The 24,907-nt window shown below is 48.9% G+C and carries 25 protein-coding genes and 2 pseudogenes; 12 read left to right on the top strand and 15 right to left on the bottom strand.

Annotated elements, in window-relative coordinates; genetic code table 11:
* Positions 1-104 precede the first annotated feature (104 nt).
* The 6 genes and pseudogenes from OI69_RS01545 to ydfG form a co-directional block, all read right to left on the bottom strand.
* Entirely contained in the window at positions 105-602 is a 498-nt protein-coding gene (locus OI69_RS01545) for a TIR domain-containing protein (RefSeq protein WP_039345173.1), read from the bottom strand.
* Between the two features lie 257 nt (positions 603-859).
* A complete protein-coding gene (locus OI69_RS01540) occupies positions 860-1,678 on the bottom strand; it encodes a hypothetical protein (protein ID WP_039345170.1) in 819 nt (272 codons plus the stop codon).
* Complete coding sequence (locus OI69_RS01535) at positions 1,671-2,891, bottom strand: toll/interleukin-1 receptor domain-containing protein (RefSeq protein WP_039345166.1); 1,221 nt, start codon at positions 2,889-2,891, stop codon at positions 1,671-1,673. Before OI69_RS01535 ends, OI69_RS01540 begins: the two co-directional genes overlap by 8 nt.
* 86 nt (positions 2,892-2,977) lie before the next feature.
* Positions 2,978-3,565 carry a TIR domain-containing protein gene (locus OI69_RS01530; RefSeq protein ID WP_039345162.1) on the bottom strand — a complete coding sequence of 196 codons (588 nt, stop codon included), beginning with the start codon at positions 3,563-3,565 and terminating at the stop codon, positions 2,978-2,980.
* Positions 3,566-3,790: 225 nt separating this feature from the next.
* Positions 3,791-3,904 (bottom strand): annotated as a pseudogene (locus tag OI69_RS18990) (IS3 family transposase); the annotation flags it as partial.
* A gap of 357 nt (positions 3,905-4,261) precedes the next feature.
* On the bottom strand, positions 4,262-5,011 hold the full coding sequence (gene ydfG / locus OI69_RS01525) for a bifunctional NADP-dependent 3-hydroxy acid dehydrogenase/3-hydroxypropionate dehydrogenase YdfG (RefSeq protein ID WP_039345159.1): 750 nt from the start codon (positions 5,009-5,011) through the stop codon (positions 4,262-4,264).
* Positions 5,012-5,272: 261 nt separating this feature from the next.
* Here ydfG and OI69_RS01520 point away from each other — a divergent pair, with 261 nt between their 5' ends.
* The gene (locus tag OI69_RS01520; RefSeq protein ID WP_039345155.1) at positions 5,273-5,560 is read left to right on the top strand and encodes a VF530 family protein; all 288 of its coding nucleotides are present in this window, start codon (positions 5,273-5,275) and stop codon (positions 5,558-5,560) included.
* Between the two features lie 5 nt (positions 5,561-5,565).
* Positions 5,566-6,855: a glycoside hydrolase family 10 protein gene (locus OI69_RS01515; protein ID WP_039345151.1), complete on the top strand. Its 1,290-nt coding sequence runs from the start codon at positions 5,566-5,568 to the stop codon at positions 6,853-6,855.
* Positions 6,856-6,903: 48 nt separating this feature from the next.
* Here the strand turns inward: OI69_RS01515 and OI69_RS20170 are convergent.
* Positions 6,904-7,038, bottom strand: a pseudogene (locus tag OI69_RS20170) (type II toxin-antitoxin system RelE/ParE family toxin); the annotation flags it as partial.
* Positions 7,039-7,320: 282 nt separating this feature from the next.
* Here OI69_RS20170 and OI69_RS01510 point away from each other — a divergent pair.
* Both OI69_RS01510 and OI69_RS01505 read left to right on the top strand, forming a co-directional pair.
* Positions 7,321-8,706, top strand: coding sequence for a diaminobutyrate--2-oxoglutarate transaminase (locus OI69_RS01510; protein ID WP_200886888.1), 1,386 nt, complete (start codon positions 7,321-7,323; stop codon positions 8,704-8,706).
* Positions 8,707-8,715: 9 nt separating this feature from the next.
* Positions 8,716-10,227, top strand: coding sequence for a pyridoxal phosphate-dependent decarboxylase family protein (locus OI69_RS01505; protein WP_052198283.1), 1,512 nt, complete (start codon positions 8,716-8,718; stop codon positions 10,225-10,227).
* Positions 10,228-10,295: 68 nt separating this feature from the next.
* Here OI69_RS01505 and pptA read toward each other — a convergent pair whose 3' ends face one another.
* Both pptA and OI69_RS01495 read right to left on the bottom strand, forming a co-directional pair.
* Positions 10,296-10,526: a tautomerase PptA gene (gene pptA, locus OI69_RS01500; protein ID WP_039345146.1), complete on the bottom strand. Its 231-nt coding sequence runs from the start codon at positions 10,524-10,526 to the stop codon at positions 10,296-10,298.
* Positions 10,527-10,631: 105 nt separating this feature from the next.
* Positions 10,632-11,219 carry a hypothetical protein gene (locus OI69_RS01495; protein WP_235319645.1) on the bottom strand — a complete coding sequence of 196 codons (588 nt, stop codon included), beginning with the start codon at positions 11,217-11,219 and terminating at the stop codon, positions 10,632-10,634.
* A 70-nt stretch (positions 11,220-11,289) separates the two neighbouring features.
* Here OI69_RS01495 and OI69_RS19745 point away from each other — a divergent pair, with 70 nt between their 5' ends.
* Positions 11,290-11,430 carry a hypothetical protein gene (locus tag OI69_RS19745; protein ID WP_154715506.1) on the top strand — a complete coding sequence of 47 codons (141 nt, stop codon included), beginning with the start codon at positions 11,290-11,292 and terminating at the stop codon, positions 11,428-11,430.
* A 164-nt stretch (positions 11,431-11,594) separates the two neighbouring features.
* Here OI69_RS19745 and OI69_RS01490 read toward each other — a convergent pair whose 3' ends face one another.
* The gene (locus tag OI69_RS01490; RefSeq protein ID WP_039345140.1) at positions 11,595-11,822 is read right to left on the bottom strand and encodes a hypothetical protein; all 228 of its coding nucleotides are present in this window, start codon (positions 11,820-11,822) and stop codon (positions 11,595-11,597) included.
* A gap of 190 nt (positions 11,823-12,012) precedes the next feature.
* Complete coding sequence (locus tag OI69_RS01485) at positions 12,013-12,993, bottom strand: LLM class flavin-dependent oxidoreductase (protein WP_039345137.1); 981 nt, start codon at positions 12,991-12,993, stop codon at positions 12,013-12,015.
* 272 nt (positions 12,994-13,265) lie between these two features.
* Here OI69_RS01485 and OI69_RS01480 point away from each other — a divergent pair, with 272 nt between their 5' ends.
* Positions 13,266-14,465 carry a M20 peptidase aminoacylase family protein gene (locus OI69_RS01480; protein ID WP_039345134.1) on the top strand — a complete coding sequence of 400 codons (1,200 nt, stop codon included), beginning with the start codon at positions 13,266-13,268 and terminating at the stop codon, positions 14,463-14,465.
* Between the two features lie 168 nt (positions 14,466-14,633).
* Here the strand turns inward: OI69_RS01480 and OI69_RS01475 are convergent, their stop codons facing one another.
* Positions 14,634-15,179: a flavin reductase gene (locus tag OI69_RS01475; protein WP_039345131.1), complete on the bottom strand. Its 546-nt coding sequence runs from the start codon at positions 15,177-15,179 to the stop codon at positions 14,634-14,636.
* A 297-nt stretch (positions 15,180-15,476) separates the two neighbouring features.
* Here OI69_RS01475 and OI69_RS01470 point away from each other — a divergent pair, with 297 nt between their 5' ends.
* From OI69_RS01470 to OI69_RS01445, 6 genes are all read left to right on the top strand, one after another.
* Positions 15,477-16,805, top strand: coding sequence for an LLM class flavin-dependent oxidoreductase (locus OI69_RS01470; protein ID WP_039345128.1), 1,329 nt, complete (start codon positions 15,477-15,479; stop codon positions 16,803-16,805).
* A gap of 22 nt (positions 16,806-16,827) precedes the next feature.
* Positions 16,828-17,760: a transporter substrate-binding domain-containing protein gene (locus tag OI69_RS01465; protein ID WP_039345126.1), complete on the top strand. Its 933-nt coding sequence runs from the start codon at positions 16,828-16,830 to the stop codon at positions 17,758-17,760.
* 86 nt (positions 17,761-17,846) lie between these two features.
* On the top strand, positions 17,847-18,791 hold the full coding sequence (locus OI69_RS01460; RefSeq protein WP_039345122.1) for an ABC transporter substrate-binding protein: 945 nt from the start codon (positions 17,847-17,849) through the stop codon (positions 18,789-18,791).
* A gap of 76 nt (positions 18,792-18,867) precedes the next feature.
* Positions 18,868-19,422 carry a GNAT family N-acetyltransferase gene (locus tag OI69_RS01455; RefSeq protein WP_039345119.1) on the top strand — a complete coding sequence of 185 codons (555 nt, stop codon included), beginning with the start codon at positions 18,868-18,870 and terminating at the stop codon, positions 19,420-19,422.
* Positions 19,423-19,499: 77 nt separating this feature from the next.
* Positions 19,500-20,444 (top strand): amino acid ABC transporter permease, encoded by a 945-nt coding sequence (locus OI69_RS01450; protein ID WP_039345116.1) that lies wholly within the window; start codon positions 19,500-19,502, stop codon positions 20,442-20,444.
* Positions 20,445-20,467: 23 nt separating this feature from the next.
* Positions 20,468-21,292: an amino acid ABC transporter ATP-binding protein gene (locus tag OI69_RS01445; protein ID WP_039345112.1), complete on the top strand. Its 825-nt coding sequence runs from the start codon at positions 20,468-20,470 to the stop codon at positions 21,290-21,292.
* Between the two features lie 89 nt (positions 21,293-21,381).
* Here the strand turns inward: OI69_RS01445 and OI69_RS01440 are convergent, their stop codons facing one another.
* The 3 genes from OI69_RS01440 to atzF all read right to left on the bottom strand — a co-directional run bounded on the left by OI69_RS01440 (position 21,382) and on the right by atzF (position 24,648).
* Positions 21,382-21,681 (bottom strand): TM2 domain-containing protein, encoded by a 300-nt coding sequence (locus tag OI69_RS01440; RefSeq protein ID WP_039345109.1) that lies wholly within the window; start codon positions 21,679-21,681, stop codon positions 21,382-21,384.
* 265 nt (positions 21,682-21,946) lie between these two features.
* The gene (locus OI69_RS01435) at positions 21,947-22,696 is read right to left on the bottom strand and encodes a GntR family transcriptional regulator (protein ID WP_039345213.1); all 750 of its coding nucleotides are present in this window, start codon (positions 22,694-22,696) and stop codon (positions 21,947-21,949) included.
* Positions 22,697-22,845: 149 nt separating this feature from the next.
* Positions 22,846-24,648, bottom strand: coding sequence for an allophanate hydrolase (gene atzF, locus OI69_RS01430; protein ID WP_039345107.1), 1,803 nt, complete (start codon positions 24,646-24,648; stop codon positions 22,846-22,848).
* Between the last annotated feature and the right edge of the window lie 259 nt (positions 24,649-24,907).

Genomic DNA, 24,907 nt, shown 5'->3' with positions numbered 1-24,907 from the left:
ATAGCGTTCATCAATATCGGTCAGTGCCTCAATTACCGGCTCATCTGTTGTGTGCAGGTTTAATAGATTATCCGGGGATTTCTAAAAACCCCCGGATAATATTTCTAGTAATTTTTCCTGATTTCTATTGCATCTTCAACCCAGTCTTCAAGATTTTTAGCGATGTAATCATAAACATATTTGCTAGTAAGATATGGAGGGTCATAATCTTTTGCTACAGTGGAAAGCTTTGCGTCGCCTCCTGGGATAGTTACATAATCTAAAGGATTGTTTCCTTTTAAGGATTGATCTTCATCTGCGTTCTTTAGATTGTTTATGTATACTACGAGTACTCCCATCCCCTTATTCCACGCTTCAGATATTTCGTAATTGATCCATTTTCTTCCAGCAGTATTCTCGCCTGCTAATATGACAGCACAACTTCTTCCTTTTAGTTGACCCTGTATCCAATCTTGAATTGCTTTTTCTCCTCCGCCCTCAACTTCCTCCCATTCATTATCAGTAGCGGGTTTGTTATCTTCCAAACTACCAATATTTCTTACCTGAGATACTCGCCAGTTATCTGGAGTATAGTGAAAACTATAAAAGCATTTCCTAGTCATTTTGCTGTCCTTTTATTGTCACGTTAGTTCGTATTTTTAATATAAACTGTGAATCTGTATATAGATAAAAAAACCAACACCAATACCAATAAATTTTATCATGATTGAATTTGTGTCGTAGTTTGAATTTCTTAATCTAACAGAAATACAGCGTAATAAAAATTTTATTATTCGATTTGTGATTATTTTGAAGCGTAACTAATTAACTGGAGATCATACGGTCTCCAATTTCAATTGGGTTACCTGTTGTTTTTAAATTAGAACCGCAGATGAGGTGAACTGTTGGGTTTCTTATCTCTAATGAGCTTTTCCTTGATAAGTTCGTGAACTGACTGGAGATTATTTGAAGGTAAATTAATAGAATCAAATTTCCAGCACCTTTGACATAAATTTTCAAATATCAAATTGACGCAAGAAGATACATCATTCGTGTTGAATAATTCGATATTATCATCACGTGAAAGGTCATTGTGTAATGATTCAATGGCTAATGATTTGGCCAACTCCTGTGAGTATCCACCAAGTCCCCCTATCAAATACCTTGGAATACGATAGTTGTGTGCTAAATTCATTTCTTCTGCAATTCCAGGATTAATGCCATCTGCGTCATGTTTTTTTCCGCCTACCGCAATCATCATGTTTTGAGCTGCTATTAGCACCTTGCGCATTGAAGTCAGACTATTATTCCTAGTTGCCACATCAGCAGCAGTTCCGCTCCCTTGTCTTTTTGTGACGATAAGCTCGGATACCTCAAGCATTGATTGTATTTCATCATATCGATATTCAGAAATCCATAAATCTGACATCACTAACGTGACCGGAGGTTTGTCAGTTTTTTTTGCGTGTAACCTAGCTTGATGCAAAATGACAGGAGTAAGGCTAGGATGGCAACCATGTACGATTCTTCCGCCATACTTAAATACCAGACCACTAAAAAGTGCCACAAATTCGAGGATTCCGCGATCCATTGCTGGTTCGGTCCAGTCCTTACGCTCTGGTATCGCTCCAGAAAGGCCCACTTCTAAACCTGCTAATGATACATTGATTCTTGCACTTTTCTGTTTTGAATCACTCATTCTCATTAAATCCTGTAAAGTTCGATGATAAGTGAGCTGAAATCTCTTGATGATGTATAACAGTCATTCCTTTATCTAAGTATGGTTCAAGTTCATCATCTGGTAAAAGATTTCCATCATAGATGTAAAGAGAATGATTTGCTTGCTGCTGAGTTGCAAGAAATTTACCTACCTGGACAAAGGCTGGCGAATAAATCTCAGAAAATGCAGAGCAATGACTATGAACAGTCATACGAACTCTGCTACTGTATTTCTTAATGGATTTATACATAGCATGCGGCTTATCTATAAGATTCCAATCATATCCTGCTTTTTCAAATTTCCGTTCTACGATGTATGGTACGCGACATCTCCGAATGAAAATATCGCTTAAATAAGTCTCAATCTCATGTGTGATTCTGTTTAATTGAGTGGTGGTTAGCTCTTTACTTTTGCACTCACCATCAAACTCAAAACTGACCCACCGCTGAAGATATTCTAGAGATTTTATTCTAGGTTTTACTCTACTCTCTTCGGCACCCAGGAACACTACAGGGAGTATTGGGACTAGCATCCCATTTGCTAAATTAATTTCTTCACGTATCCATTTAGAATGGTAGGAATCTGGCGTATCAATGAGAAGCACTAGACTTGCATTTACAAGTTTAGCTGCTATTTTATCCTGTACAATTTCGCCTGCTAAGATCCCAGCATCACCATCTTGTTCCTCTGCTTTATCAAGCCAAGGATCATAACCTAACTCTTTCAGATGTAAGTACAATTGTTTGGATAAATATTCTCCATCTGTTACACGGTATGAGATAAAAATTCTCGTATCACGGCCTTGAAGTTTAAGCCCTAGTACTGCGCCTATACGCCTGGTAAGAGCTCCTTTAGCCTCACATGTATTTACGTCATATTGCAATGCTTTGTATTTATCCAGTGGTTTAGGAGGTATGGGACAAGTTGGATCAATTGCTACAGGAATAACTAATGCCCCATGCAAGTGAGCTGCTTGATGTTCTTCAATAAAATCAATTGCAGACTGTGTTAGAGAATCTTTTCCAAATAGTACAATCAGTACATCATTCCATTCTCTTTCATTTGACCACTCATCAGATGAGTTGTTATTTCTTTTTTGAATTGGAGTGTGTACACCAAATACAGATTCAAGGCCTTCCTTAATATGCAGAGCCATCTCAGAATATTCATTATTATGCATAACCACAATCATCGATATGTCACCTATAACAGTATTAATTATAATAAATATTGGTCATTTTTCATTTTGCTGCACGTGTTAAATTTCTACGTTATTTGCTATTTTAGCCAGGCTGAAAAATTATTGTACCCATCATTTTTAATCCAGTCATATTCTGGAAATAGTTGACTCAGTTTTACTGATGTACCTTGTCTTCCGCTTGGTAGGCCTGATGGGCGTGGGTGTGTTGATTTACTATCAATCTCATTGTAGTTGACCCAACTACCATTTTGATATTCCATCAATGTCACTGATTTTCCGTCAGAAGATAATGATGCAGCAACATAATCCAGTGGATTTGGTCCTTTAGGTTTCACTATCCTATTTTTATCTTTATAGTTGTTAATATTAACGGATAATATATGGTTTCCACGTAAGAAACTTTTTAAAATCTCATAACGCACCCATGGACGTTCATATGTTTTGCTGCCAGCAAGAACTACCGTATTGCTTGTATTTTCTAGTGCACTATTAATCATTCTTTTTAGCGCGATATCACCATTTTTCTTAGCCTCTTCCCAGATGCTTTTATCGAAGTATCCCGCTGCCGCACGGTCAGGTTTAGAAACCCAATGGTTCCTGACCACGTTAGCTCTGAAATCGATTACATCTTGATAATGAAAACTAAAAAAGACTTTCTTAGCCATACGCCAATCCTTTAGACATCATAATATGTCCATATAACTTATTTGGTTTTCGTTTAACAATCAACTGAATTATCTATCTTCATGTCAATAAGATTTATATCTATTTTGTTCAATATATTGAAACTTTCTCTTGTTCTACATCATTTTTTTAATCACCAGAAAGGAACTCAGTTCGAGTTGAGCGATCGGATCAATCGCCAAACATCACAAACTGATCCTATCCACCTAATGTGGACACAGCCCTAGCGGGTTCTGGTTTTCAAATTGTTCCGGGCTGAGACCACCACAGGCACTGTGGCGACGCCAGCGATTGTAATCGCACTCAATATAACTAAATACCGCTGGCTGGTGCATTGCGACGAAGCACATTCTTTGTTAGTTCATGAAGTTATCTGGAAATGAGTTGAGCTTTATATTAAAAAACTCATTTAAATCATAGGTGTATGGCGTTTTTATTTTATGAACTAGATTCTCACACAACATAAGTTAAATGGTGTTTGATGGTTAACAACTTCATCTGTATCCGTAGCTTTGCTACATATCAATGAGCTGTTGGTCCTTGCCCTGCCTCCCTTATTGCTCACTCATCATTGATCATTGTTGATAAAAAGCCCTGTGTCAGGGCTTTAAGTATGAAGAAGATTGGCTGTTATAAATAATTGAGGTTGTTGGGATGCTTTGCGTTGTCGGCCATCATCAGCCTTCTCGGTGTACGCTTAAACCTGCAAAAGATTGGCTGACTGGCATCATCTCCAGTGTATTGATGTTGACATGCGCTGGGAGTGTCGCAACCCAGAAAACGGCTTCAGAGACATCCTCTGCGGTTAATGGCGTCGTATTGTTATAAGTTTTGCTAACCTTGTCGCTGTTGCCTTTGAAACGCACGGCAGAGAACTCGGTTCCCCCAACCAGACCCGGTTCGATGTTGGTTACACGGATTTGCGTTCCAGATAAGTCGGCGCGCAATCCCAGACTAAACTGCTGTACGAACGCTTTGCTGGCACCATATACGTTACCACCTGCATAAGGCCAGTTTCCTGCGGTAGAACCAATATTGATAACATGGCCGATATTGCGTTCTACCATGGCTGGCAGCAACGCCCGCGTCATAAACACCAACCCTTTATTATTGGTGTCGATCATGTTTTCCCAATCTTCTACCGACGCTTTATGTGCAGGCTCCAGACCCAGCGCCAGCCCTGCGTTGTTGACCAATACATCAATGACTTGCCATTCGGGTGGCAAACTGGCAACGGCTTGCTCAATCGCATGACGATCGCGTACGTCCAGCTTTAACGTATACAGCGCATCGCCTAGCTCAGCCTTCAGCGCATCGAGACGTTCTTGACGACGACCCGTGGCGATCACTTTGTGTCCTGCGTTAATAAATTTACGGGTAATGGATTCACCAAATCCAGCCGTTGCACCGGTAACAAAAATAATCATGCTCTTTTCTCCCTGACTGTTTTCATGTGCGGCTTGTGCCTGATATCAGTATAAATAATGAAAGGTATGGGAGCATTTAGCCGTGCAATTCCATGTGGGTCAAGCGTTAGTCTGGGTTTCATGATGTGGTTCTTCTTGTCAGTCCCATGACACCCGGCTGAGATTAACGGCATGTCATTGCTGACCACCCTACTTTCTTGTAACCTTCCCTTGCTACAAGCCTAATTCTGAACACAAAACCTGACATTATCGGACTTCTATATGGCTGCTCATATTTCTAAAGACCCTTTGCATGGTGTAACGCTAGAAATGCAAGTTAACGCGCTGGTTGCCCGGTTTGGCTGGGTTGAACTGGGTAAACTGATCAACATCAATTGTTTTAAAAACGATCCAAGTGTGAAATCCAGTTTAACGTTTTTACGTCGGACGCCCTGGGCTCGTGCTGAAGTTGAAGCGCTGTATCTTGATTCTTTGGATGATGCCGAACCGATAAAATCAAATGATGACGTCATTGATCCCTGGGCGAATAGCCGTAGAAATAAGAGCTAACCAACGTGAAAAAGCCAGTCGTACTGATTGCCGCTGCGCTGCTACTTGCCAGTTGTGCCTCCAAACCGCCGAGTTCACTGGTCACCCCGCTTCCTCCTGTTACGCAGCCACTTCCAGAGCAATCTCAACAGCGGGAGCCAGTGCGCGGTGTCTGGCTGACGACCGTTTCCCGTCTCGACTGGCCACCGGTGTCATCTGTTAATGCCAGCCCCACCACTCGTATGACTCAGCAGCAAAATGCGCTGAGAATCAAGCTGGATAAATTGAAAAGCCTTGGCATCAATACCGTATTTTTCCAGGTTAAACCGGATGGCACGGCGCTCTGGCCCTCTAAAATATTACCCTGGTCAGATATGTTGACGGGCAATATTGGTGAAAATCCTGGCTATGATCCACTCCAGTTCATGCTGGATGAGGCGCACAAACGCGGCATGAAAGTTCATGCCTGGTTTAATCCCTATCGTGTATCGGTTAACACCAGACCGGCCACTGTCGTAGAGCTAAATCGCACACTGACGCAGAATCCAGCCAGCGTGTTTGTGTTACATCGCGACTGGATTCGTACGGCAGGCGATCGCTTTGTGCTCGATCCCGGCATCCCCGAGGCACGAAGTTGGATCACCAGTATTGTGGCGGAAGTCGTTGCTCGCTATCCGATTGACGGTGTGCAGTTCGATGACTATTTCTATGCTGAGTCCTCCCATTCCCTGCTTAATGATGGTGAAACCTTCAAAAAGTATGGTCAGGGATTTAGTTCAAAAGCAGACTGGCGGCGACATAATACCCAGCAACTGATCGAGCAGGTTTCTTATACCATCAAGCAATTGAAACCTGGGGTTGAATTTGGCGTCAGCCCCGCTGGTGTATGGCGTAACCGATCACACGATGCAGCAGGTTCCGATACGCGAGGCGCTGCCGCCTATGATGAGGCGTATGCTGACACTCGCCAGTGGGTACAGCAAGGACTGCTGGATTACATCGCTCCGCAGCTATACTGGCCTTTCGCACGCGATGCGGCTCGCTATGATGTATTGGCAAAGTGGTGGGCGGATATCGTGAAACCGACCAATACCCGTCTTTATATTGGTGTGGCACTGTATAAAGTGGGCGAACCCTCTAAGAATGAGCCAGACTGGACGATCAATGGTGGCGTGCCGGAGCTGAAAAAGCAGCTCGATTTAAATGAATCTATGCCGAACATTCATGGCACCATTCTTTTTAGAGAAAACTATCTCAATCAGCCCCAAACTCAGGACGCGGTTAATTATCTCAGAAGCCGCTGGAATCCGATTTAACGGATTGCTGAGGCTGTAAAACCTTTGCACTTTCCTCTGGATGCTGATTCACGCTTGAATCAAGCGCTTAAATAATAATTGCTGAATATCTTGTCGGTGAGCAAGAAGAGCGTGGACAGTAACCCGATTATTTTCGATTGAATAGAGGATTCGATATCCTCCCGAAGTATTATATTCCCTGTATACTCCACTCCTTACCGCTTTTTCGGCGAAAGAATTCTGCCGGAGACGGATTTTTTTTGCTTATTTAATAAGCATGTAAAGTGGTTGTAGCATCATGATAAGTCATTAACCACTCAACCTTTTGATTTTTATGTCAAAAAATAAAAGTTTCTAAACGAAATAAATCATTGAGTCGGTGACTGAAAAACCCTATATTGGCCGCGTTTTTCTTATAGCAGTTATGTGTTTAATTCATTTATTCAACAGTGGTGTCCCAATAACCGCCACGGTTGTAGGAGAGATATGATGACGGATAAAGTCCGTATTGACAGTTTAGGTGCGAATTCATTAAACGGAAACAATGAAACCTATTTGGCAAGACAAGCTGAATTTGAATCGAACGTGAGGAGTTATCCACGCAAATTGCCTTTGGCAATTGCCAAAGCTGAAGGCGTGTGGATCACCGATGTTGAGAATAATCAATATCTTGACTGTCTTGCTGGTGCGGGCACACTCGCACTTGGGCATAACCATCCTGACGTATTGCAAAGCATCCAACGTGTCATTACTAGCGGCTTGCCGTTACATACACTTGATCTGACCACGCCGTTGAAAGATCAGTTCTCCGAATACCTGCTTTCCCTGTTGCCGGGTCAGGGTAAAGAGTACTGCCTTCAATTTACCGGCCCTTCTGGTGCCGATGCGGTTGAAGCTGCACTGAAGCTGGCAAAAAAATACACCGGTCGTTCTGGTGTCATTAGTTTTTCCGGTGGCTACCACGGCATGACACACGGTGCGCTGTCGGTAACTGGTAATCTGTCACCGAAAGAAGCGGTTGACGGTATGATGCCGGAAGTCCAGTTCATGCCTTACCCACACCAGTACCGCTGCCCGCTGGGCATTGGCGGTGAAGCAGGCGTGAAAGCATTAACCTATTACTTTGAAAACCTGATCAACGACGTTGAGAGCGGCGTGCGTAAACCAGCGGCAGTCATTCTGGAAGCTGTTCAGGGTGAAGGCGGCGTTAACCCGGCTCCGGTCGAGTGGTTGCAGCGCATCCGTAAAGTGACGCAGGAACACGGTATTCTGCTGATTATCGATGAAGTTCAGGCTGGTTTTGCTCGTACCGGTAAATTCTTCGCCTTTGAACACGCGGGTATTGAGCCAGATATCATCGTGATGTCTAAAGCGGTCGGCGGTGGTTTGCCATTAGCTGTATTGGGTATCAAGAAGCAGTTCGATGCCTGGGCGCCGGGTCATCATACCGGTACGTTCCGCGGTAACCAATTGGCGATGGCCACCGGCCTGACAACGCTGAAGCATCTTAAAGACAATCAGGTCGCCAATAAAGTTGCCGAGCAAGGTGAATGGCTGAAAGCCAAACTGGCTGGGCTGCAAAAGCGCTATCCGGTGATTGGCCATATTCGCGGTCTGGGATTAATGATCGGGATTGAGATTGTTAAGCCTGGCGAAGCGCAGGATCACATGGGTTGCTACCCGGCTGATGGCGAACTGTCTGCGCTGTTGCAGAAAAAATGCTTTGAATCCGGCTTGATTCTGGAGCGTGGCGGCCGTAATGGTTGTGTACTGCGTCTGCTGCCTTCCCTGCTGATCAGCAATGCTGAATTGGAAATCTTCCTGGATAAATTTGAAAACGCCCTGCTGTCTGCTGGCGTGAAGCCAGTCTGAGTGGAGCGAATGACCACGATGTCCCAATTAGTGGAAACAGAAGCAGTGGAAATAAAAGTCAACCCGATTCTGGCCTCTTCTGCGCAGAGTATCGAAGCCTATCAGGACGCGATCGCGCAGAGTAGCCAGGCCGTCATGCAGTGGCTGCAACAACCTGAGATGTATCAGGGGAAAACCGTTGCCGAACTGCGTGAGCGCATCACGCTGGATTTTAATCCTCAGGGTCTGGGTAATCAGGCCGCTATCGAGCGTGCGATTGAGTACTTTTTGAAAGACAGCCTGTCGGTGCATCACCCACAGTGTGTCGCTCACCTGCACTGCCCGAGTTTGGTCGTCAGTCAGGCGGCTGAAGTGTTGATCAACGCGACGAACCAGAGCATGGACTCCTGGGATCAAAGCCCGTCAGCGACCATCATTGAGATGAAACTGATTGAATGGCTGCGTACTCAGGTTGGCTATCAGTCTGGCGATGCGGGCGTGTTCACCAGCGGTGGTACGCAGAGCAACCTAATGGGATTAATGCTGGCGCGTGACGCCTTCTTTGCCCGTCAGGGACACTCGATCCAGCAAGATGGGTTGGTCGGTAACCTGAAGAAAATTAAAGTTTTTTGTTCTGAAAATGCCCATTTCTCGGTGCAAAAGAACATGGCTTTACTGGGGCTTGGGTATCAATGCGTTACGCTGGTGAAAACCGATCGCTTCGCGCGAATGGATCTGAACGATTTAGCCGAAAAAGTGGCGCAGGCCAAGGCCAACGGCGAGCAGATTCTGGCGATCGTGGCGACGGCGGGTACGACGGATGCGGGTGCGATCGATCCTCTGCGAGCGATTGCGACACTGGCAGCCGAACACCAGATTTGGGTACACGTTGATGCCGCCTGGGGCGGCGCGTTGTTGCTGTCCGAGAAGTATCGCGATTATCTGGATGGCATTGAATTGGTGGATTCCATTACGTTGGATTTCCACAAACAGTTCTTCCAGACTATTAGCTGTGGCGCATTCTTGTTAAAAGAAGCGCGTCACTATGAGCTAATGCGTTATCAGGCGGCTTACCTGAACTCTGAGTTTGATGAAGCGCAGGGCGTTCCGAATCTGGTGTCGAAATCATTGCAGACGACGCGCCGTTTTGATGCGCTGAAGCTGTGGATGGGTCTGGAAGCGTTAGGCCAGCAACAGTACGCGGCGATTATCGATCACGGTGTTACGCTGGCGCAGGACGTTGCACAGTATGTGGCTGAACACGCCTCGCTGGAACTGGTGATGCAGCCACAACTGGCAAGTGTGCTGTTCCGCTATCGCCCGCAGTCGTTGGCGGCAGCGGATGATGCGACTATCGCCTTGCTTAACCAGCGTATTGGTGATGCTCTGCTGGAGTCAGGCCGCGCCAACGTAGGTGTGACCGAGTTTAACGGCGTGACCTGCCTGAAACTGACGTTGCTGAACCCGACCGTTAGTCTGGACGATGTTAAAGTTCTACTGGCACTGGTTGAAAGCACGGCTCAGCCGTTATTGAGCGCGTAACTCCTCTGCTCTGCCATGCTAAAAAAGCCGATACCACTCAATGTGTTATCGGCTTTTTTACGCGATTTTTAATACGAATATCCTGGCTTTTTCGCCAACGTATCCAATTGTGGTTTAATGAGCGGATCGTAAACTTCCTCCTTCCAGCAATTGGGCTGGACTTCGTTCAGCGCGACAGAAAGTGAAGTATCCGAAGAGCCGAAATGCTTTTTCAGGACTGCCGCGAGGTCTTCAGCAACGGCTTTTTTCTCTTCTTCAGACAGGTTTCTTGGGAAGTGTTTGACATCAATATGGGGCATGAAATGGTCCTTTTCATTGCTAAAACAGTACGTTGGTTAAGATAGCTATTGTGCGTGAAGACGGCAATAGAACACCACACGGCAAATTGTGCAGTGCATCTACGATTATTTTTTCAGTGCCAGCAGCGTTTTTCCCATCGCGACCACGAATTCATTTTGTTGCCCGATAACCTTATTTAGCCCGGCTTCATCCTGAATATTTTCGACCGTATTGATTGCCTGAACTTCCAGCACGCGCCCTTTAATCAATGTCGAACACAGCGAATGCAGAACTTTATTATTCAAAATCGTTTGTAAACAGCGAAAAGGTGTCGCTTCGTCAATATTCCCCGCACGCTGATCGGGCTTGATGCGCTGGCGCAGCATCTCTTTTTCCGTGCTGGCGATCACCGCATCCAGATCGCCGGGCGTTGACGCGATGGGAATATTACCTTTGCTATCGGGGGGCAGCATGAACAGGGAAACCAGCGCCTTCCCTCCCGTTGAGGGATCGACATACTCGGCCTGCACCATGTGGTTTGGCACATCAAGCACTTTGTCCCGCTGAATCATGTTTAATAGCGTGTCAGGTAATGCAGCAGTGAGATCCTGCGTGGTATAGCCAGCAAACAAATCAGGATCCTTTGTCTCTGCCATCCCATACAGCGGCAGAACCAGTAGCAGACCCGCAATCCCTTTCTTTATCGCACTCATATTCATTATTTTCCTCTACGATTCATTGTGTCACCGCTCGCTATTCTTATCGCACTGACGTCGATAGCCTTTGCTGTTTAAACGCGACAATGCATTCTACAACTATCTGGAGCAGTCGCGTCAGGAATTGCTGCGTCGTAACGGTAAACGGGATATCACATTGAGCAATAAAACGCTGCAAGGTATGCAGACGAAATGGGCACTTCCGTGACCGACGGAAGCACAGGATGTTCGCTATGCGTCTCGAGTAAATCGTCTTCGAAGTTAACAATGACAAGGAATTCAGTAAGTGCGGTGGGCGTAATGAAAATCAGATGAGGGGAAAGACGGAATGAAAACAATTATTTACAGTCCGTCTTTGCCTTTGACACAACCTTAAATGTAAACGTTAAGCTGGTTATTTGCTGTTGGGCGGTTAACGCCATCAGCTACAGGAGGCGTAAAAGCTGAACGGTTATTTTCATACGCCGCCTGAGCCTGAGTAGAACCACTCTGATTAGGGTAACCAGACAGTTGTGACGAACGGGAAATACCCTGAACCTGATCGGTTTTGTCGGGTGTAGCGTAATATGACACGGGATAAACCAGGTTGAGACCAATCATTCTTCTTTCCCCCTATTCATCTCATCCACGAATAAACATTATCTTGCTTACTACTGAGTATAGAACAGTCAAACAGGGGGAATATGTAAGGTTTGTCTGAAAAATATCGCTAACACGACGAGTTCTACTCAATCGGCAATGTGGGCGTAGCCTTTATAGTGGGCATAGTCTTGATAAAATTTACCACTGCTCAACGCTGTGCTAATAGCCGGATTGACGCCTCACGCTCACGAGAGGACGTCACAGGCGTATGGATAATAAATTCATCTACGCCAAAACGCTGATGATAACTTTCCAGACGCAGATGAATCTGTTCCGGTGTGCCGTAAAGCACATGGCGTGGTTCCTGTTCGATACGGAAATCTGTTGCGCCCGCTTGACGAACAAAATTATCGGCCTGCTCCTGACTCCCCACAGTCAGCGGCGGCTTGTTTTCGATATACACCTTATAGTTATGCTGTGTATTGGCCAGTGCCTCCGCCTCTTCCTGGCGCTCGGCCGCAATCACCGAGAGTGACAGTAGCGTTTTGGCACGCGCTGGCTTCAATTCCCGATAGCTCAGGAGCGATTCCGTTAACAGTGCTTCGCTCGCGTTAATGAAACCAGCAAACACAAAATTCCAGCCCAGCGATGCAGCTAACCGCGCACTTTCCTGACTGGCACCCAGCAGAAAGCGCTGTGGTTCATGTTCTGGCAGCGGCGTTGCATTCAGGCGATCGGCGGTATCCTCATGGCGATCGAGAAAACGATTTAGCTGATGCAATTTCTCCGTAAAGGTAACCCGCTGCGTCTCGCCGATTTCCTGTTGCAACGCGCGTGTCGCCAGCGGTAACCCGCCTGGCGCTTTGCCGATGCCTAAATCTACGCGATCTCCCGCCAGTGCGCTGATGACATGAAAATTTTCCGCCACTTTATACGGACTGTAGTGCTGTAACATTACGCCACCGGAGCCGATGCGCAGCGTTGTGGTATGCGCCAGCAGCCAGGTAATTAAGACTTCGGGAGACGATCCCGCCAATTCATCAGAATTATGATGTTCGGAAACCCAAAAGCGGTAATAGCCAAGCGTTTCCGCCAGTTTTGCCAGCGACACCGTTTGCGCTAGCGCCTGCGCTGCATTCATCCCTTCGGCGATGGGGCTTTGATCTAATAAACTGAGCGTATATCCCACGATGTTTCCTTATTTATTTTTAGCGACGATTTGTTAGCGTTATTCATCGCAATAACAAAAATATATAGCAAAAGACAGAATAATAAGAATGTTACATAACAGTGTAGAAAATAAATATTAATAACGAATTTTGTTAGCAAAAATACTCATAAACAATTAATGAAAAGATGCCATCATAAAAAGACATGAAATATAACCAGATGGTATTTATCGATTAAGTGGCTATCAGCTACCTTTATGATGTTTAAGTTTTGTTAAGGAGGTGTATTGATATGGCAGAGTCTATCCCCTGTAGTGATACGTCATTAGAGCAACAGCTTATTAGCTGGCGACGGCACCTGCATCAGTACCCGGAATTGTCCAATCAGGAACACCAAACCACCGCGTATATTACCCGTTGGTTACAGGAAAAAGACATTCGCCTGTTGCCCTTGGCGTTAACCACTGGCGTCGTCGCTGAAATCGGTCACGGTAGTGGCCCAACGATTGCGTTGCGTGCCGATATTGATGCCTTACCGATTGAAGAATTGGTTGATGTTGACTTTCGTTCTCAACACGCGGGCGTCATGCATGCTTGTGGTCATGATTTCCACGCAGCCGTCATGCTGGGGGCAGCCTGTTTACTGAAAAAACGTGAACAGATCTTACCGGGTAAAGTCAGGATATTTTTCCAACCAGCAGAAGAAGTTTCTACCGGCGCCAAACAGTTTATCCGCGCAGGTGCGCTCAACGATGTGGCCGCCGTTTTCGGCCTGCACAATGCACCCGAACTTCCCGCTGGCACCTTCGCCACACGCAGTGGCCCGTTCTATGCCAATGTGGATCGCTTCGCCATTGATATCACTGGCAAAGGTGCGCACGCGGCGAAACCGGAACAAGGTATCGACAGCATCGTTACCGCCTGCAATATTGTTAATGCGCTGCAAACGCTGCCCAGTCGCAGCTTTAGTTCTCTGGAATCGCTGGTCATCAGCGTCACGCGAATTCAGGGCGGCAATACCTGGAACGTTCTACCGCAAACGGTGGAATTGGAAGGCACCGTGCGCACCTACAACGCCGCCATTCGTGCGGAAATACCGGAACGTATTGAGCAACTGATCGGCGGTATCGCCCTCGCTTTGGGTGCCAAAGCGGAACTGAAGTGGTATCCCGGTCCACCTGCGGTGGTGAACACCCGAGAATGGGCCGATTTCAGCAAGCAAATTGCCAGAGATGCGGGTTATCAGGTGGAAAATGCCGAACTACAAATGAGCGGCGAGGACTTCGCCCTGTATCTTCAGGACGTGCCGGGCACCTTCGTCAGTATTGGTTCAAACAGCGAGTTTGGCTTGCATCATCCTCAATTCAACCCGGATGAAAGTGCGATAGCTCCCGCATCGCGTTATTTCGCCCAGTTGGCAGAGGCTGCACTGCATCGCCTGCGTGCTACAACAGTCACCCCACTACAGGCGGTGCTGTCCCCTTCATCGTAATGCATTGATTTACAATACCCTACACCTCCGCACGATCAAGCCGACGGAGAGGTAGGGGTGACATAAATCCGATATTAGGAACGACTCGGGGATGAGGTTGTCGCCTCGTGCCTGCTCTAGGTCTCCCGATCGTCAAACGATCGGGATAAGGTAGGGAAATAGTCTCAATTAACCGCGCACAGCATGATAACGACGGGAAAAATACACCAGACCGTCAGTGGCTTCGCTCTGCTTAAGCGCTAACACCCGACAAATAAAGATATCGTGCGTTGCCGCGCTCACCACCTCTTCAACCCGGCAGTCAAACGCGACCAGCGCATCCTGTAATACCGGTGAACCTGTGTGTAACACTTCCCACTTCGCTGCTGCAAACCGTTCTTCAGTAGACGAGGGGCTGCCAAACAGCGTTGACAGCGCTTCATGATGGGCGGTCAGCGTATTCACGCACAAGTGTGTATTCACCTGAAACGTGGGATACACCGATGAACCGCGATTCAGGCACACCAGCAGCGTGCCGGGCGTATCGCTGACGCTAGATACGGCAGAGGCGGTAAACCCAGCCTTGCCTGCCGGGCCATCCGTCGTGACGATATTGACCGCGGCGCTCAGCTTTGCCATCGCATCGCGAAACGCTTGCCGATCAACGGTGGTGATTGTCGCAGAGAGAGCCGCATCATCCGCGGTTACGTGTCGTTCAGCTATCAAATCAGACATTAAATACTTCCTTTAGATACAGCGAAAACATGCTTATTAACATCATAATAACAAAATAAGCCGCATCATCATCTGAAATTTTTGAATTTTATTATCCATTTTTGTTGTTTTACATCGTGCCCCGGCTCATCAATAGTGAAACCCTGAATTAACGTCTCATTAACCTTTCATTGAATGCGTGAATACCGCTAACGGCGTGTTTATTGATCGTCGGTTTATTGATGGACTTTTTTCACTTTCATGGAAATACATTCAATTAATAACAAACACACTTAATTAATAAAAAGGATCCTGGCAATGAGCACAAAACAAACATCCGAGAAACGACAATTAAGACTGGGGTTAATATTACAGGGGGCCGCAGGAAATATGTCTGCATGGCGACATAAAAATGTCGTGCCGGATGCCAGCATTAATTTTGGTTTTGTTTTGGATGCGGTAAAAAAAGCTGAACAGGGGAAATTTGATTTTGTCTTTGTGGCAGACGGCCTGTATATCAATGAAAAATCCATCCCGCACTTTCTCAACCGCTTCGAGCCTTTAACGCTGCTCTCCGCGCTGGCCACAGTCACCACCCACATTGGCCTGGTCGGCACGCTCTCGACATCGTATTCCGAACCCTTTACCACCGCCCGACAATTCTCCAGTCTCGACCATCTTAGCAACGGGCGCGCAGGCTGGAATGTGGTGACCTCACCGCTAGAAGGATCGGCGAAAAACTTTTCCCGTGCGCAGCACCCGGAACACGCGCTGCGCTACCGTATTGCCGATGAATTCCTTCAGGTGACAAAAGGCCTGTGGGATTCTTGGGAAGACGATGCCTTTATTCGCGACAAATCCAGCGGCCAGTTCTTCGATCCTGAAAAACTGCACACGCTGAATCATCAGGGTGAATTCTTCTCGGTGCAGGGGCCGTTGAATATTGGCCGCTCCGTGCAAGGTCGTCCAATCGTGTTTCAGGCTGGCGCATCCGAAGACGGCCAAAAACTGGCGGCCAAACACGCCGATGCCATCTTCACCCATCAACACACGCTGGAAGAGTCACAGCGTTATTACCGCGAGGTGAAACAGAAGCTGGAAGAGAATGGCCGCCGGGCCGATCAACTGCACGTCTTTCAGGGCGTCAGCGTCATTGTCGGCAACGATGCGGAAGACGTAGAGCGCCAGTATCAGGAAACCGCAGAGCTGGTCACGATTGAGGACGCGCTCAATTATCTGGGTCGCTATTTTGAACACTACGATTTCTCCCAGCATCCGCTGGATGAACCCTTCCCCGATATCGGCGATCTGGGAAAAAACAGCTTCCGCAGTACCACCGATGAAATTAAACGTAATGCCCAAGAGAAAGGCCTAACGCTGCGTCAGGTCGCACTGGAAGCCGCGTCACCACGCCCCGTCTTCAGCGGTACGCCTGAGCAAGTGGCCGATGGTTTACAGCACTGGTTTGAGAATGGTGCCGCCGATGGCTTCATTATTCAGGGTGGCACGCCGGATACGCTCAACCACTTTGTCGGTCGTGTCGTCCCTTTGCTGCAACAGCGTGGTTTGTTCCGTAAGGAGTACGCCGGGTATACGCTGCGAGAAAATCTGGCGCTGGATTATCCGGTGAATCAATTTACGCGCTAAGGCGTGCCACAGGAGAGTCACCGTGAAGCGTTACCCTTTTATCATATCCAACCTGACGATGCTGCTGAGCGCTGCGGTACTAGCAAACGTGCAGGCACAAGATGCAGGATTCGTCAGCCGCATTGACCTTAAGGCCAACCAAAGCCCTATTCGCGGCGAGAAAAACGCTGAAGCTATCGCGCAGATCCCGGCTGATTTTAAATTTGTCACGCCAGGTAAGCTGACCATTGCCGTTTCTGCGCTCAGTTCGCCGCCGCTCTCGCTGCTGGCTGACGATAACAAAACCCTGATCGGCAGCGACGCGGATATCGCGCGACTGGTCGCCGACGGTCTTGGTCTGGAACTGAAACTGGTTCCCGCGTCTTGGGAAGACTGGCCGCTTGGGATCACAGCGGGGAAATACGATGCTGCGATTTTTAATATCGCCGTGACGAAACCGCGCAAAGAGAAATTCGATTTCGCCACGTATCGCATTGATACGCTGGGTTTTTATGTGAAATCAACCAGCAAGATTACGTCGATTAACAAGCCAGAAGACGTTGCCGGTCTGAAAGTAATTGTCGGTTCCGGCACCAATCAGGAAAACATTCTGCTGGGTTGGGATCGGCAAAACCGTGCCAACGGTCTTCCTGCCGTACAGCCTGTTTATGTCACCGACGATGCCGCCGCCAATTTGAGTATTCAGTCAGGTCGTGTCGATGCATTTTTCGGCCCACACTCCATCGGCGCGTATAAAGCAGCGCTGACGGGCAAAACACGCATGGTAGGCATAGGCCCGACTGTCGCCTACGTTGCCGTCACCACGCAGAAAGGTAATGGTCTGGCACAGCCAATCAGCACCGCCATCAATGGCGCTATCGATAAAGGAAGCTATGCGCAGGTGCTGGATCGCTGGGGTGAAGACGATGAAAAGATTACCCAGTCCGTGGTGAATCCGCCGGGTATCGGTGATTAACGAACAATGGCATGACCGTAAAAGTAATATAAATTAAAAAGTGACAATGTCACTATTATAACAACTAACCTGCAAGGGAAAAACAGATGCAAAAAGAAGTCACCCACCGCCAGCCTTCTTTGCGTTTAACAACGCTACTGGCAAGTGCTTTGCTGCTCACTGCGACTGGCGCGCAGGCAGCTATTGATTTAAAAGCCAATCAACTACCGATCCACGCACCGAAGAATGCGGAAGCCATCGCGCAGATCCCGGCTGATTTTAAATTTGTTACGCCGGGGAAATTCACCGTCGCCGTCTCCGCGCTAGGGTCATCTCCTCCGCTCATGTTTTTCGTCGACGATAACAAAACCGTCATCGGCAGCGAACCGGACATCGCCCGATTGGTTGCCGATAGCCTCGGGCTGGAATTAAACATCGTCGCGACCTCATGGGAGGACTGGCCGCTTGGCGTAACCTCCGGCAAATACGATGCCGCCATAACAAACGTTACGGTGACTAAAACACGTAAAGAAAAGTTCGATTTTGCCACGTACCGTATCGACTCATTGGGTTTCTATGTGAAATCCACCAGTAAGATTCAGTCCATCAACGAAGCGAAAGACATCGCCGGGCTGAAGATTATTGTCGGCTCCGGCACCAATCAGGAAGCGGTGCTGCTCGCCTGGGATAAACAGAATCGCGCCAACGGCCTGCCCGCTTTTCAACCGATTTATGTCACGGACGATGCGGCCGCCAACCTGAGCTTACAGTCTGGCCGCTCTGATGCCTATTTCGGTCCGAACGTGACTGGGGCGTACAAGGCAGAACTGACTGGCAAGGTGAAACATGTCGGTACGGTGAACGGCGGTTATCCCAACGTCGCGCATATTGCGGTCACCACGCGTAAAGGTAGTGGACTGGTTCAGCCAATCAATACCGCGCTGAACGGCGTGATTAAAAGTGGTGAATATGACCGCGTATTGAAACGTTGGGGGGAAAGTATTGAGCGCATTGATCGTTCAGAAATTAATCCACCGGGGTTGGGCGATTAATTCCGCCGTATGGCTATCGGGCAGCCATGAGCGCGACCGATAGCCCGTAATAGGTTAATGAATCAGGAGCACGGCTATGTCCGACGATATCTTCATTATTACTCAGCCCGAGGATCCTATCGTGGCACCCATTATCGACGGCCTGTTCGCGGAATACGCACAGCGTTATGGCGACTTTTTCGGAGAGCGGGAAAGCGATCCGCCGGGCATCTACCAACAGCCGCACGGTATTTTTATTGCGCTACTGCGTCAGGGCGTTCCAATCGCTACCGGTGCGTTCAAACGCTACGACAGTACCACCGCCGAAATTAAGCGGGTGTGGACAGACAACTCACTGCGCCGTCAAGGGCTGGCAGGGAAAGTGATGCAAGAGCTGGAACAACACGCTCGTCGGTTGGGTTATCAGCATTTTTTCCTGACAACCGGTTTCCGCCAGCCTGAAGCCGTGCGTCTTTACCTGAGCCACGGCTATATCCCGCAGTTCGATATCAATGTCGATCCGGTGATCTACAGCATTCCACCTTATGACGGACGTTTACCATTCAAGAAGGCGCTGTTCGACGCTGTAACGCCGCGGGGTGGACGGCAAACGGAAGTCGAGCTGATGACCCGTCATTTGAAAGTGTGTTGAACCTGACACGCCAGTCATAACGCGATGTACGAAGGACAGAACAACATTTTTTGCATTACAGATAAATGGTATCGATCATGACGCAATCACTACAAACCTCTTCTCAGCAACCACCGCTGATCCCAACGCCGGACGCTCCGTTACGCATCGTGCCGGCACGCTATCCTTTTCGCTTGGCCGGTGCGCTCTTTTCCCTGTTCATTTTTGCCGGGATTATTCAATCCATCGCGCTGAATCCACGGTGGGAATGGTCGGTGTTCGCCGAGTGGTTTTTTAATCCGGTGATCCTCTCCGGGCTGGGGCAAACGCTGCTGTTGACCGCATTGGGTACATTATTCAGCATAATTTTCGGCACCGTGCTGGCGCTGGCTCGGCTTTCGCCGTCCTACCTGCTCTCTACGCTATCGTGGCTGTACATTTGGCTATTCCGGTCACTGCCGCTGATTCTGGTGCTGATTATTCTCTACAATTTCTCGTATCTCTATGACGAACTGGCGCTGGGAATTCCGTTCACCTCCATCGTGTTCCTGAACTACCCGACCATCGATTTACTGGATCAATTCTCCGTCGCCGTGCTGGGCCTGACGCTGGTGCAATCCGCCTATACGGCGGAGATTATTCGCGGCGGGATTCTTGGCGTGGATGCCGGACAGTTTGAAGCCTCCGCCGCGCTCGGCCTGCCCGGCGGTCGCCGCACGGTACGCATCATTCTGCCGCAGGCGCTACGCTCGATTCTGCCGACCGGTTTCAATGAGATCATCAGTCTGGCAAAAGGCACCTCCATCGTTTACGTGCTGGCGTTGCCAGAGCTGTTTTACACCGTTCAGGTCATTTACAACCGTACGCAGCAGGTTATTCCGCTACTGATGGTCGCGACCATCTGGTATCTGCTGATCACCACGGTGCTTTCCATCATCCAATACTACGTGGAGCGTTATGTATCGCGCGGGGCCGTGCGTGAAATGCCGCCAACGCCACGCCAGAGATTCATCCGCTTCCTGACGCGCCAGCGCGCACGTTAACCATCTGATTTCGGAGATTCACCATGTCTGAAGCTATTGATTATTTTGCTCATGCTCGCCACGTCGCACCACCACAGGCAGAAAACGCGCGCGGTCTGATCGAGATCCGTAATGTGGCGAAACATTTTGGTCAACATAAAGCGCTGGAGGATATCAATCTGACGTTGGCACCCGGCTCTGTGACGGTGATCCTTGGCCCATCCGGCTCGGGAAAATCCACGCTGTTGCGTACCATTAACCATCTTGAGCGCGTCGACGAAGGGTTTATCCGCATTGACGGTGATTACATCGGCTACCGTCGCAAAGGCAATACGCTCTATGAATTGAAAGAAAAGGATATTTTACGCCAACGCATCAACGTTGGTTATGTGTTCCAAAACTTCAACCTGTTCCCTCACCTTTCCGTGTTAGAGAACATTATTGAAGCTCCGCTGGCGCATAAACTGTATTCGCGTCAGGAGGCTGAAGACGTGGCGTTTACCCTGCTGGAAAGCGTCGGGCTGCGCCATAAAGCGCAGTCCTATCCCCGCCACCTGTCTGGTGGTCAACAGCAGCGCGTCGCCATCGCTCGTGCACTGGCGCTCAAACCGAAAGTGATGCTGTTTGATGAACCGACATCCGCACTCGATCCCGAACTGGTTGGCGAAGTGTTGGACGTCATCAAATCGCTCGCCCGCTCCGGCGTGACGCTGGTCGTCGTCACCCATGAAATCGGCTTTGCGCGCGAAGTCGCCGACCGCGTGGTGTTTATGGTGGATGGCAAAATTGTCGAAAGCGGTGATTCCTGGCAGGTGCTGAATCACCCTCGTCATCCGCGAACGGTCAATTTTTTGAATAAGGTGTTGTAAGCCTAACAAGGGATGACGATTGTCACACCGGTTAAAACCAATCAGGCCCACATCTGTGAGCCTGATTGTATAATGAGATAACGTCTCAATTAACCATATTTTCTGGCGAAATTCTCATCTGAATCGCACAGATAAATAATGAACTCGATAAATGCAATAATACCGGGAATCAGCGTCCAACAAAAAATCAAATATAAAAAACCCAGGCCGGTTTTCCCTAAATAAAATTTATGAGCACCGAATCCCCCTAAGAAAAAGGCAAAAAGTGCAGCAGATATTCTGCTTTTCTCACCTTTACCTGTTGATTGTGTTGCACCACACTGAGGACAAGCTTTTGCTGTGCTGTGAATATCCTTGCCGCAACCACGACAAAACACCATGTCTGCCATAATACTTATATCCCTAATTAATTTCATGCTAATATTAACTGCAACTTGCTTTATATCGTTATCTTTAAGATAGCGAGCAATATATTACGCCGTGTTTTATACACCACTGATTTTCAGTGTTCAAATTAAACCTTCACGCCATAGCCTATTTACGATTAGCACTACGTATCAAATCGCCACCCACCCCGCACGCTCCAGGTCACCCCCCTGCCGACTATCGTTGCGGAAAGCGCAAAACTTTTAGCAATGAACGTCTTTTTATTTATTAGCCTTTGCCGTGTTGAGTGAGAGTGGAATCGTGTGATGCATCAGGTGAAACCGCGCGAGGCCGCGCCTGCTGTAACATGTGCAAGGTGATCTTCCTGACTTCGGCCTTACTGATCGCAATGTGGTCGGTCAGAATGCGCTGCGCCTCTTCGGTATGTTGTTGTAATATCGCCAGTAAAATCTGGGCGTGTTCTTTATAGGTGGCGTCGATGCGATCCTCACGGGTGAAATCGAGACGCCGAATAATGCGGATTTTCTCCGTCAGTTCGCCGTGGATCCGCGCCATTTCGCTATTGCCTGCTGCGATAACTAACCCCCGGTGAAACCCTTCGTCATGGCGGGAGACGATCTTGCCGTCATCCAGACGTGGCTCATCAATCCAGAAGCGCTTCAGATCCGCTAACAGTTCAGTGCAGCGTCCCGGTGGCATTCCGCACAAGCGCCGAATGGCCTCGCGCTCCAGTACAATGCGGAAGTCATACAGCTCCTCGAAATATTCGAAATCAAATGGCCGAACCTGCCAGCCACTGCGGAAATAGACTTCGACATAGCCTTCCCGCTCCAGCCAGAAGAGTGCTTGACGTACCGGCGTCCGGCTGACCGACATCCGCTCAGCAATCTCACTTTCGCTGAAACGATCGCCTGGCATCAGGCGAAAATCGAAAATGTCATTTTTCAGCGTTTGATATACCCGCTCCGCCAGCGCTTCCGGGCGATCCTTACTGCTTTTTTGTGTGCCTGCTCGCATGGTTTTCTCCGTCTCGCCGTTATTACCATCAATGCTCATTAGGCCAACCCCAACCGCTTATTCCAACTATAGCAAGGCATTGCCTGGGCTGGCCGCCCAGCTTCAACCTCATTCCCCACGTTCACCAGCACTTTCCAGATCTTGCCGTTCTAAACATGGGTCGTCTCCTGACGGGCAAGCCAGTGACGCCAGCCGCCAAACTCGGTAATATCCACGGCGTCTCTCAGCGCAGCCGGTTCGCAAATAAAGCCTTTAACCTGTCGTCCGTCGGCTAACGTCAGCGTACCGATGCCCAGCGGTGCCGGAATTTCCGCGACGAATTCACCAAAACGCGCCAGCGGGATATCCCACAGTTCGACGATAATCGCCGCGCCGTCAGTACTTTTCACTAAACCGGGTTTGGCCGGTTGTGTGTTTGCCAGCGCATACAGGCGATAGTTTTCTGCCGTGCGCGTCTCTTCGACCCATACCGCATCACGGCGGGTGAGTTGATGATTAAGCGGCATTCCGGTCAGGTGCGCCCCGACAACGGCGAGGCGAACGTGTAATGCAGAAGGCGGCAAGGTGCCCGCTTCAGCAGGCAACGCTTTTCCCGTTGCCCCCAGCGTGAGTGTCTGCCGTGCCTGCCAGCGCCCACCAAAACTCGCTAATGCCCGGTCGTGCCACGCGGGCGCAATCAGTGTGATCCCCGCGGGCAAGCCATCAGTACGGAAAGGCGCAGGCAGCGCCAGCGCCGCGAGATCGGCCAGATTGGTAAAGTTGGTATAAGTTCCCAGTTGGGAATTGTAACGTACCGGTTCCTGTGCCATCGCTTCACGCGTATGGATTGTTGGCGAGGTCGGCACAACGAGTGCGTCGAACGATGCCAGCGTCTGCTGAATCTGACGCGCCAGTTCGGCACGCAGGTACTCCGCCTTAAACGCCTCCACCGCGCTGAAACGCTCGCCGCCCGCCACAATACCGTATACCACCGGATCCATGTGTTCTGGCTGTTGTAGCATGTCACCCACGGCGGCTGTGCGTTCCGCGACCCAAGGGCCTTGATAAAGCTGATCGGCTAACTGGGTGAAAAGACTGAAATCGATAGGATGCAGCGTTGCGCCCGTGGCTTCCAATTCCGCCAGCGCGTTCTGCCATGCTGCCTGTGCAACCGCATCAGTAAAAAAGGTGGGTTCGCTGGGGATAGCAAAGCGCGGCGTTATTGGCAGCGCAGCGGGCGCACATCCGGGATTGCTCCGCGAGTAGGCGTCCGTCGCATCGTATCCGCCAGCCAGTTCAGCGACGGTAAACGCATCCTCGACGGTCAGCGCAAACACGGAGATCGTGTCGTTCAGGCGACAAGCGGGCACCACACCGCTTGCCGACAGCCACCCTTTCGTCGGCTTCAGGCCAACGATATTGTTAAACCCGGCAGGAACGCGTCCCGACCCTGCGGTGTCAGTGCCTAATGAGAATGCGACCAGCCCACGCGCCAGCACCGATGCTGAACCTGAGCTGGATCCCCCGCTCACGTAGTCTGGGTTAAAGGTATTCGGCACTTCACCAAACGGCGAGCGTGTGCCAACCAGGCCGGTCGCAAATTGATCGAGGTTGGTTTTACCCATCACAATCGCCCCTGCGGCTTTTAATTTGGCAACGGCAGTCGCATCGTGGTCAGCCAGATAGGTGAATGCCGGACATGCCGCGCTCGTCGGCCAGCCTGCCACGTCAATATTGTCTTTGACGGCGAAGGGAATGCCGAACAACGGCAGAGCGTCTGGGTTATCACGATACCGAGACAACAGCGCCGTAATCTGAGCCTGAAGTTGTTCAGGGGTCGCCAGTGTAATCCAGGCTGGATCGTCCGACGACAAGCTGGCGAGCAGCGTACCCAGCGTCTCTTCCACGCTTTCGTCCTGCTGCTGGTAGTGCAGTTTCCATTCCTGAAGCGTGAGTCCCGTCATTTTTGGCATAGTGTGAATCCCATCTGGTATACAAGATTGAATTCACTAAAGCGAAAACTATGCCATATTTTATATTATTGATTTTTATTTATTTTTATAAAGTTTTTCCCCGTGTACGCCCCGAAAAGGAACAACGTCGCACCACCGCGAAGCGCAACTATCTGGCATTAGCGTACTAATAAAACGCGTTCTTACCTTCACTCGCGTGGAAATCAGGCTGGCTAAAGACAACAGCCGCATAACGCGTTAGAATTTTCCCTGTTTTTTA

This window comes from Pectobacterium fontis, from assembly GCF_000803215.1.
Taxonomy (GTDB): Bacteria; Pseudomonadota; Gammaproteobacteria; order Enterobacterales; family Enterobacteriaceae; genus Pectobacterium; species Pectobacterium fontis.
The sequence above is the reverse complement of the archived record's forward strand: the minus strand, read 5'-3'. Positions and strand labels throughout refer to the sequence as shown.

Bases quoted from the DNA above. Each gene is read 5' to 3' on its own strand.
- OI69_RS01545 (WP_039345173.1), bottom strand. From the start codon at position 602: ATGACTAGGAAATGCTTTTATAGTTTTCACTATACTCCAGATAACTGG.
- OI69_RS01530 (WP_039345162.1), bottom strand. From the start codon at position 3,565: ATGGCTAAGAAAGTCTTTTTTAGTTTTCATTATCAAGATGTAATCGAT.
- OI69_RS01460 (WP_039345122.1), top strand. From the start codon at position 17,847: ATGCAAAAAGAAGTCACCCACCGCCAGCCTTCTTTGCGTTTAACAACG.
- OI69_RS01505 (WP_052198283.1), top strand. From the start codon at position 8,716: ATGACCACGATGTCCCAATTAGTGGAAACAGAAGCAGTGGAAATAAAA.
- OI69_RS01480 (WP_039345134.1), top strand. From the start codon at position 13,266: ATGGCAGAGTCTATCCCCTGTAGTGATACGTCATTAGAGCAACAGCTT.
- OI69_RS01445 (WP_039345112.1), top strand. From the start codon at position 20,468: ATGTCTGAAGCTATTGATTATTTTGCTCATGCTCGCCACGTCGCACCA.
- OI69_RS01450 (WP_039345116.1), top strand. From the start codon at position 19,500: ATGACGCAATCACTACAAACCTCTTCTCAGCAACCACCGCTGATCCCA.
- OI69_RS01495 (WP_235319645.1), bottom strand. From the start codon at position 11,219: ATGAGTGCGATAAAGAAAGGGATTGCGGGTCTGCTACTGGTTCTGCCG.
- OI69_RS01520 (WP_039345155.1), top strand. From the start codon at position 5,273: ATGGCTGCTCATATTTCTAAAGACCCTTTGCATGGTGTAACGCTAGAA.
- atzF (WP_039345107.1), bottom strand. From the start codon at position 24,648: ATGCCAAAAATGACGGGACTCACGCTTCAGGAATGGAAACTGCACTAC.
- OI69_RS01470 (WP_039345128.1), top strand. From the start codon at position 15,477: ATGAGCACAAAACAAACATCCGAGAAACGACAATTAAGACTGGGGTTA.
- OI69_RS01540 (WP_039345170.1), bottom strand. From the start codon at position 1,678: ATGAGTGATTCAAAACAGAAAAGTGCAAGAATCAATGTATCATTAGCA.
- OI69_RS01435 (WP_039345213.1), bottom strand. From the start codon at position 22,696: ATGCGAGCAGGCACACAAAAAAGCAGTAAGGATCGCCCGGAAGCGCTG.
- OI69_RS01440 (WP_039345109.1), bottom strand. From the start codon at position 21,681: ATGGCAGACATGGTGTTTTGTCGTGGTTGCGGCAAGGATATTCACAGC.
- OI69_RS01510 (WP_200886888.1), top strand. From the start codon at position 7,321: ATGATGACGGATAAAGTCCGTATTGACAGTTTAGGTGCGAATTCATTA.
- pptA (WP_039345146.1), bottom strand. From the start codon at position 10,526: ATGCCCCATATTGATGTCAAACACTTCCCAAGAAACCTGTCTGAAGAA.
- OI69_RS01475 (WP_039345131.1), bottom strand. From the start codon at position 15,179: ATGTCTGATTTGATAGCTGAACGACACGTAACCGCGGATGATGCGGCT.
- OI69_RS01535 (WP_039345166.1), bottom strand. From the start codon at position 2,891: ATGATTGTGGTTATGCATAATAATGAATATTCTGAGATGGCTCTGCAT.
- OI69_RS01455 (WP_039345119.1), top strand. From the start codon at position 18,868: ATGTCCGACGATATCTTCATTATTACTCAGCCCGAGGATCCTATCGTG.
- OI69_RS01490 (WP_039345140.1), bottom strand. From the start codon at position 11,822: ATGATTGGTCTCAACCTGGTTTATCCCGTGTCATATTACGCTACACCC.
- ydfG (WP_039345159.1), bottom strand. From the start codon at position 5,011: ATGATTATTTTTGTTACCGGTGCAACGGCTGGATTTGGTGAATCCATT.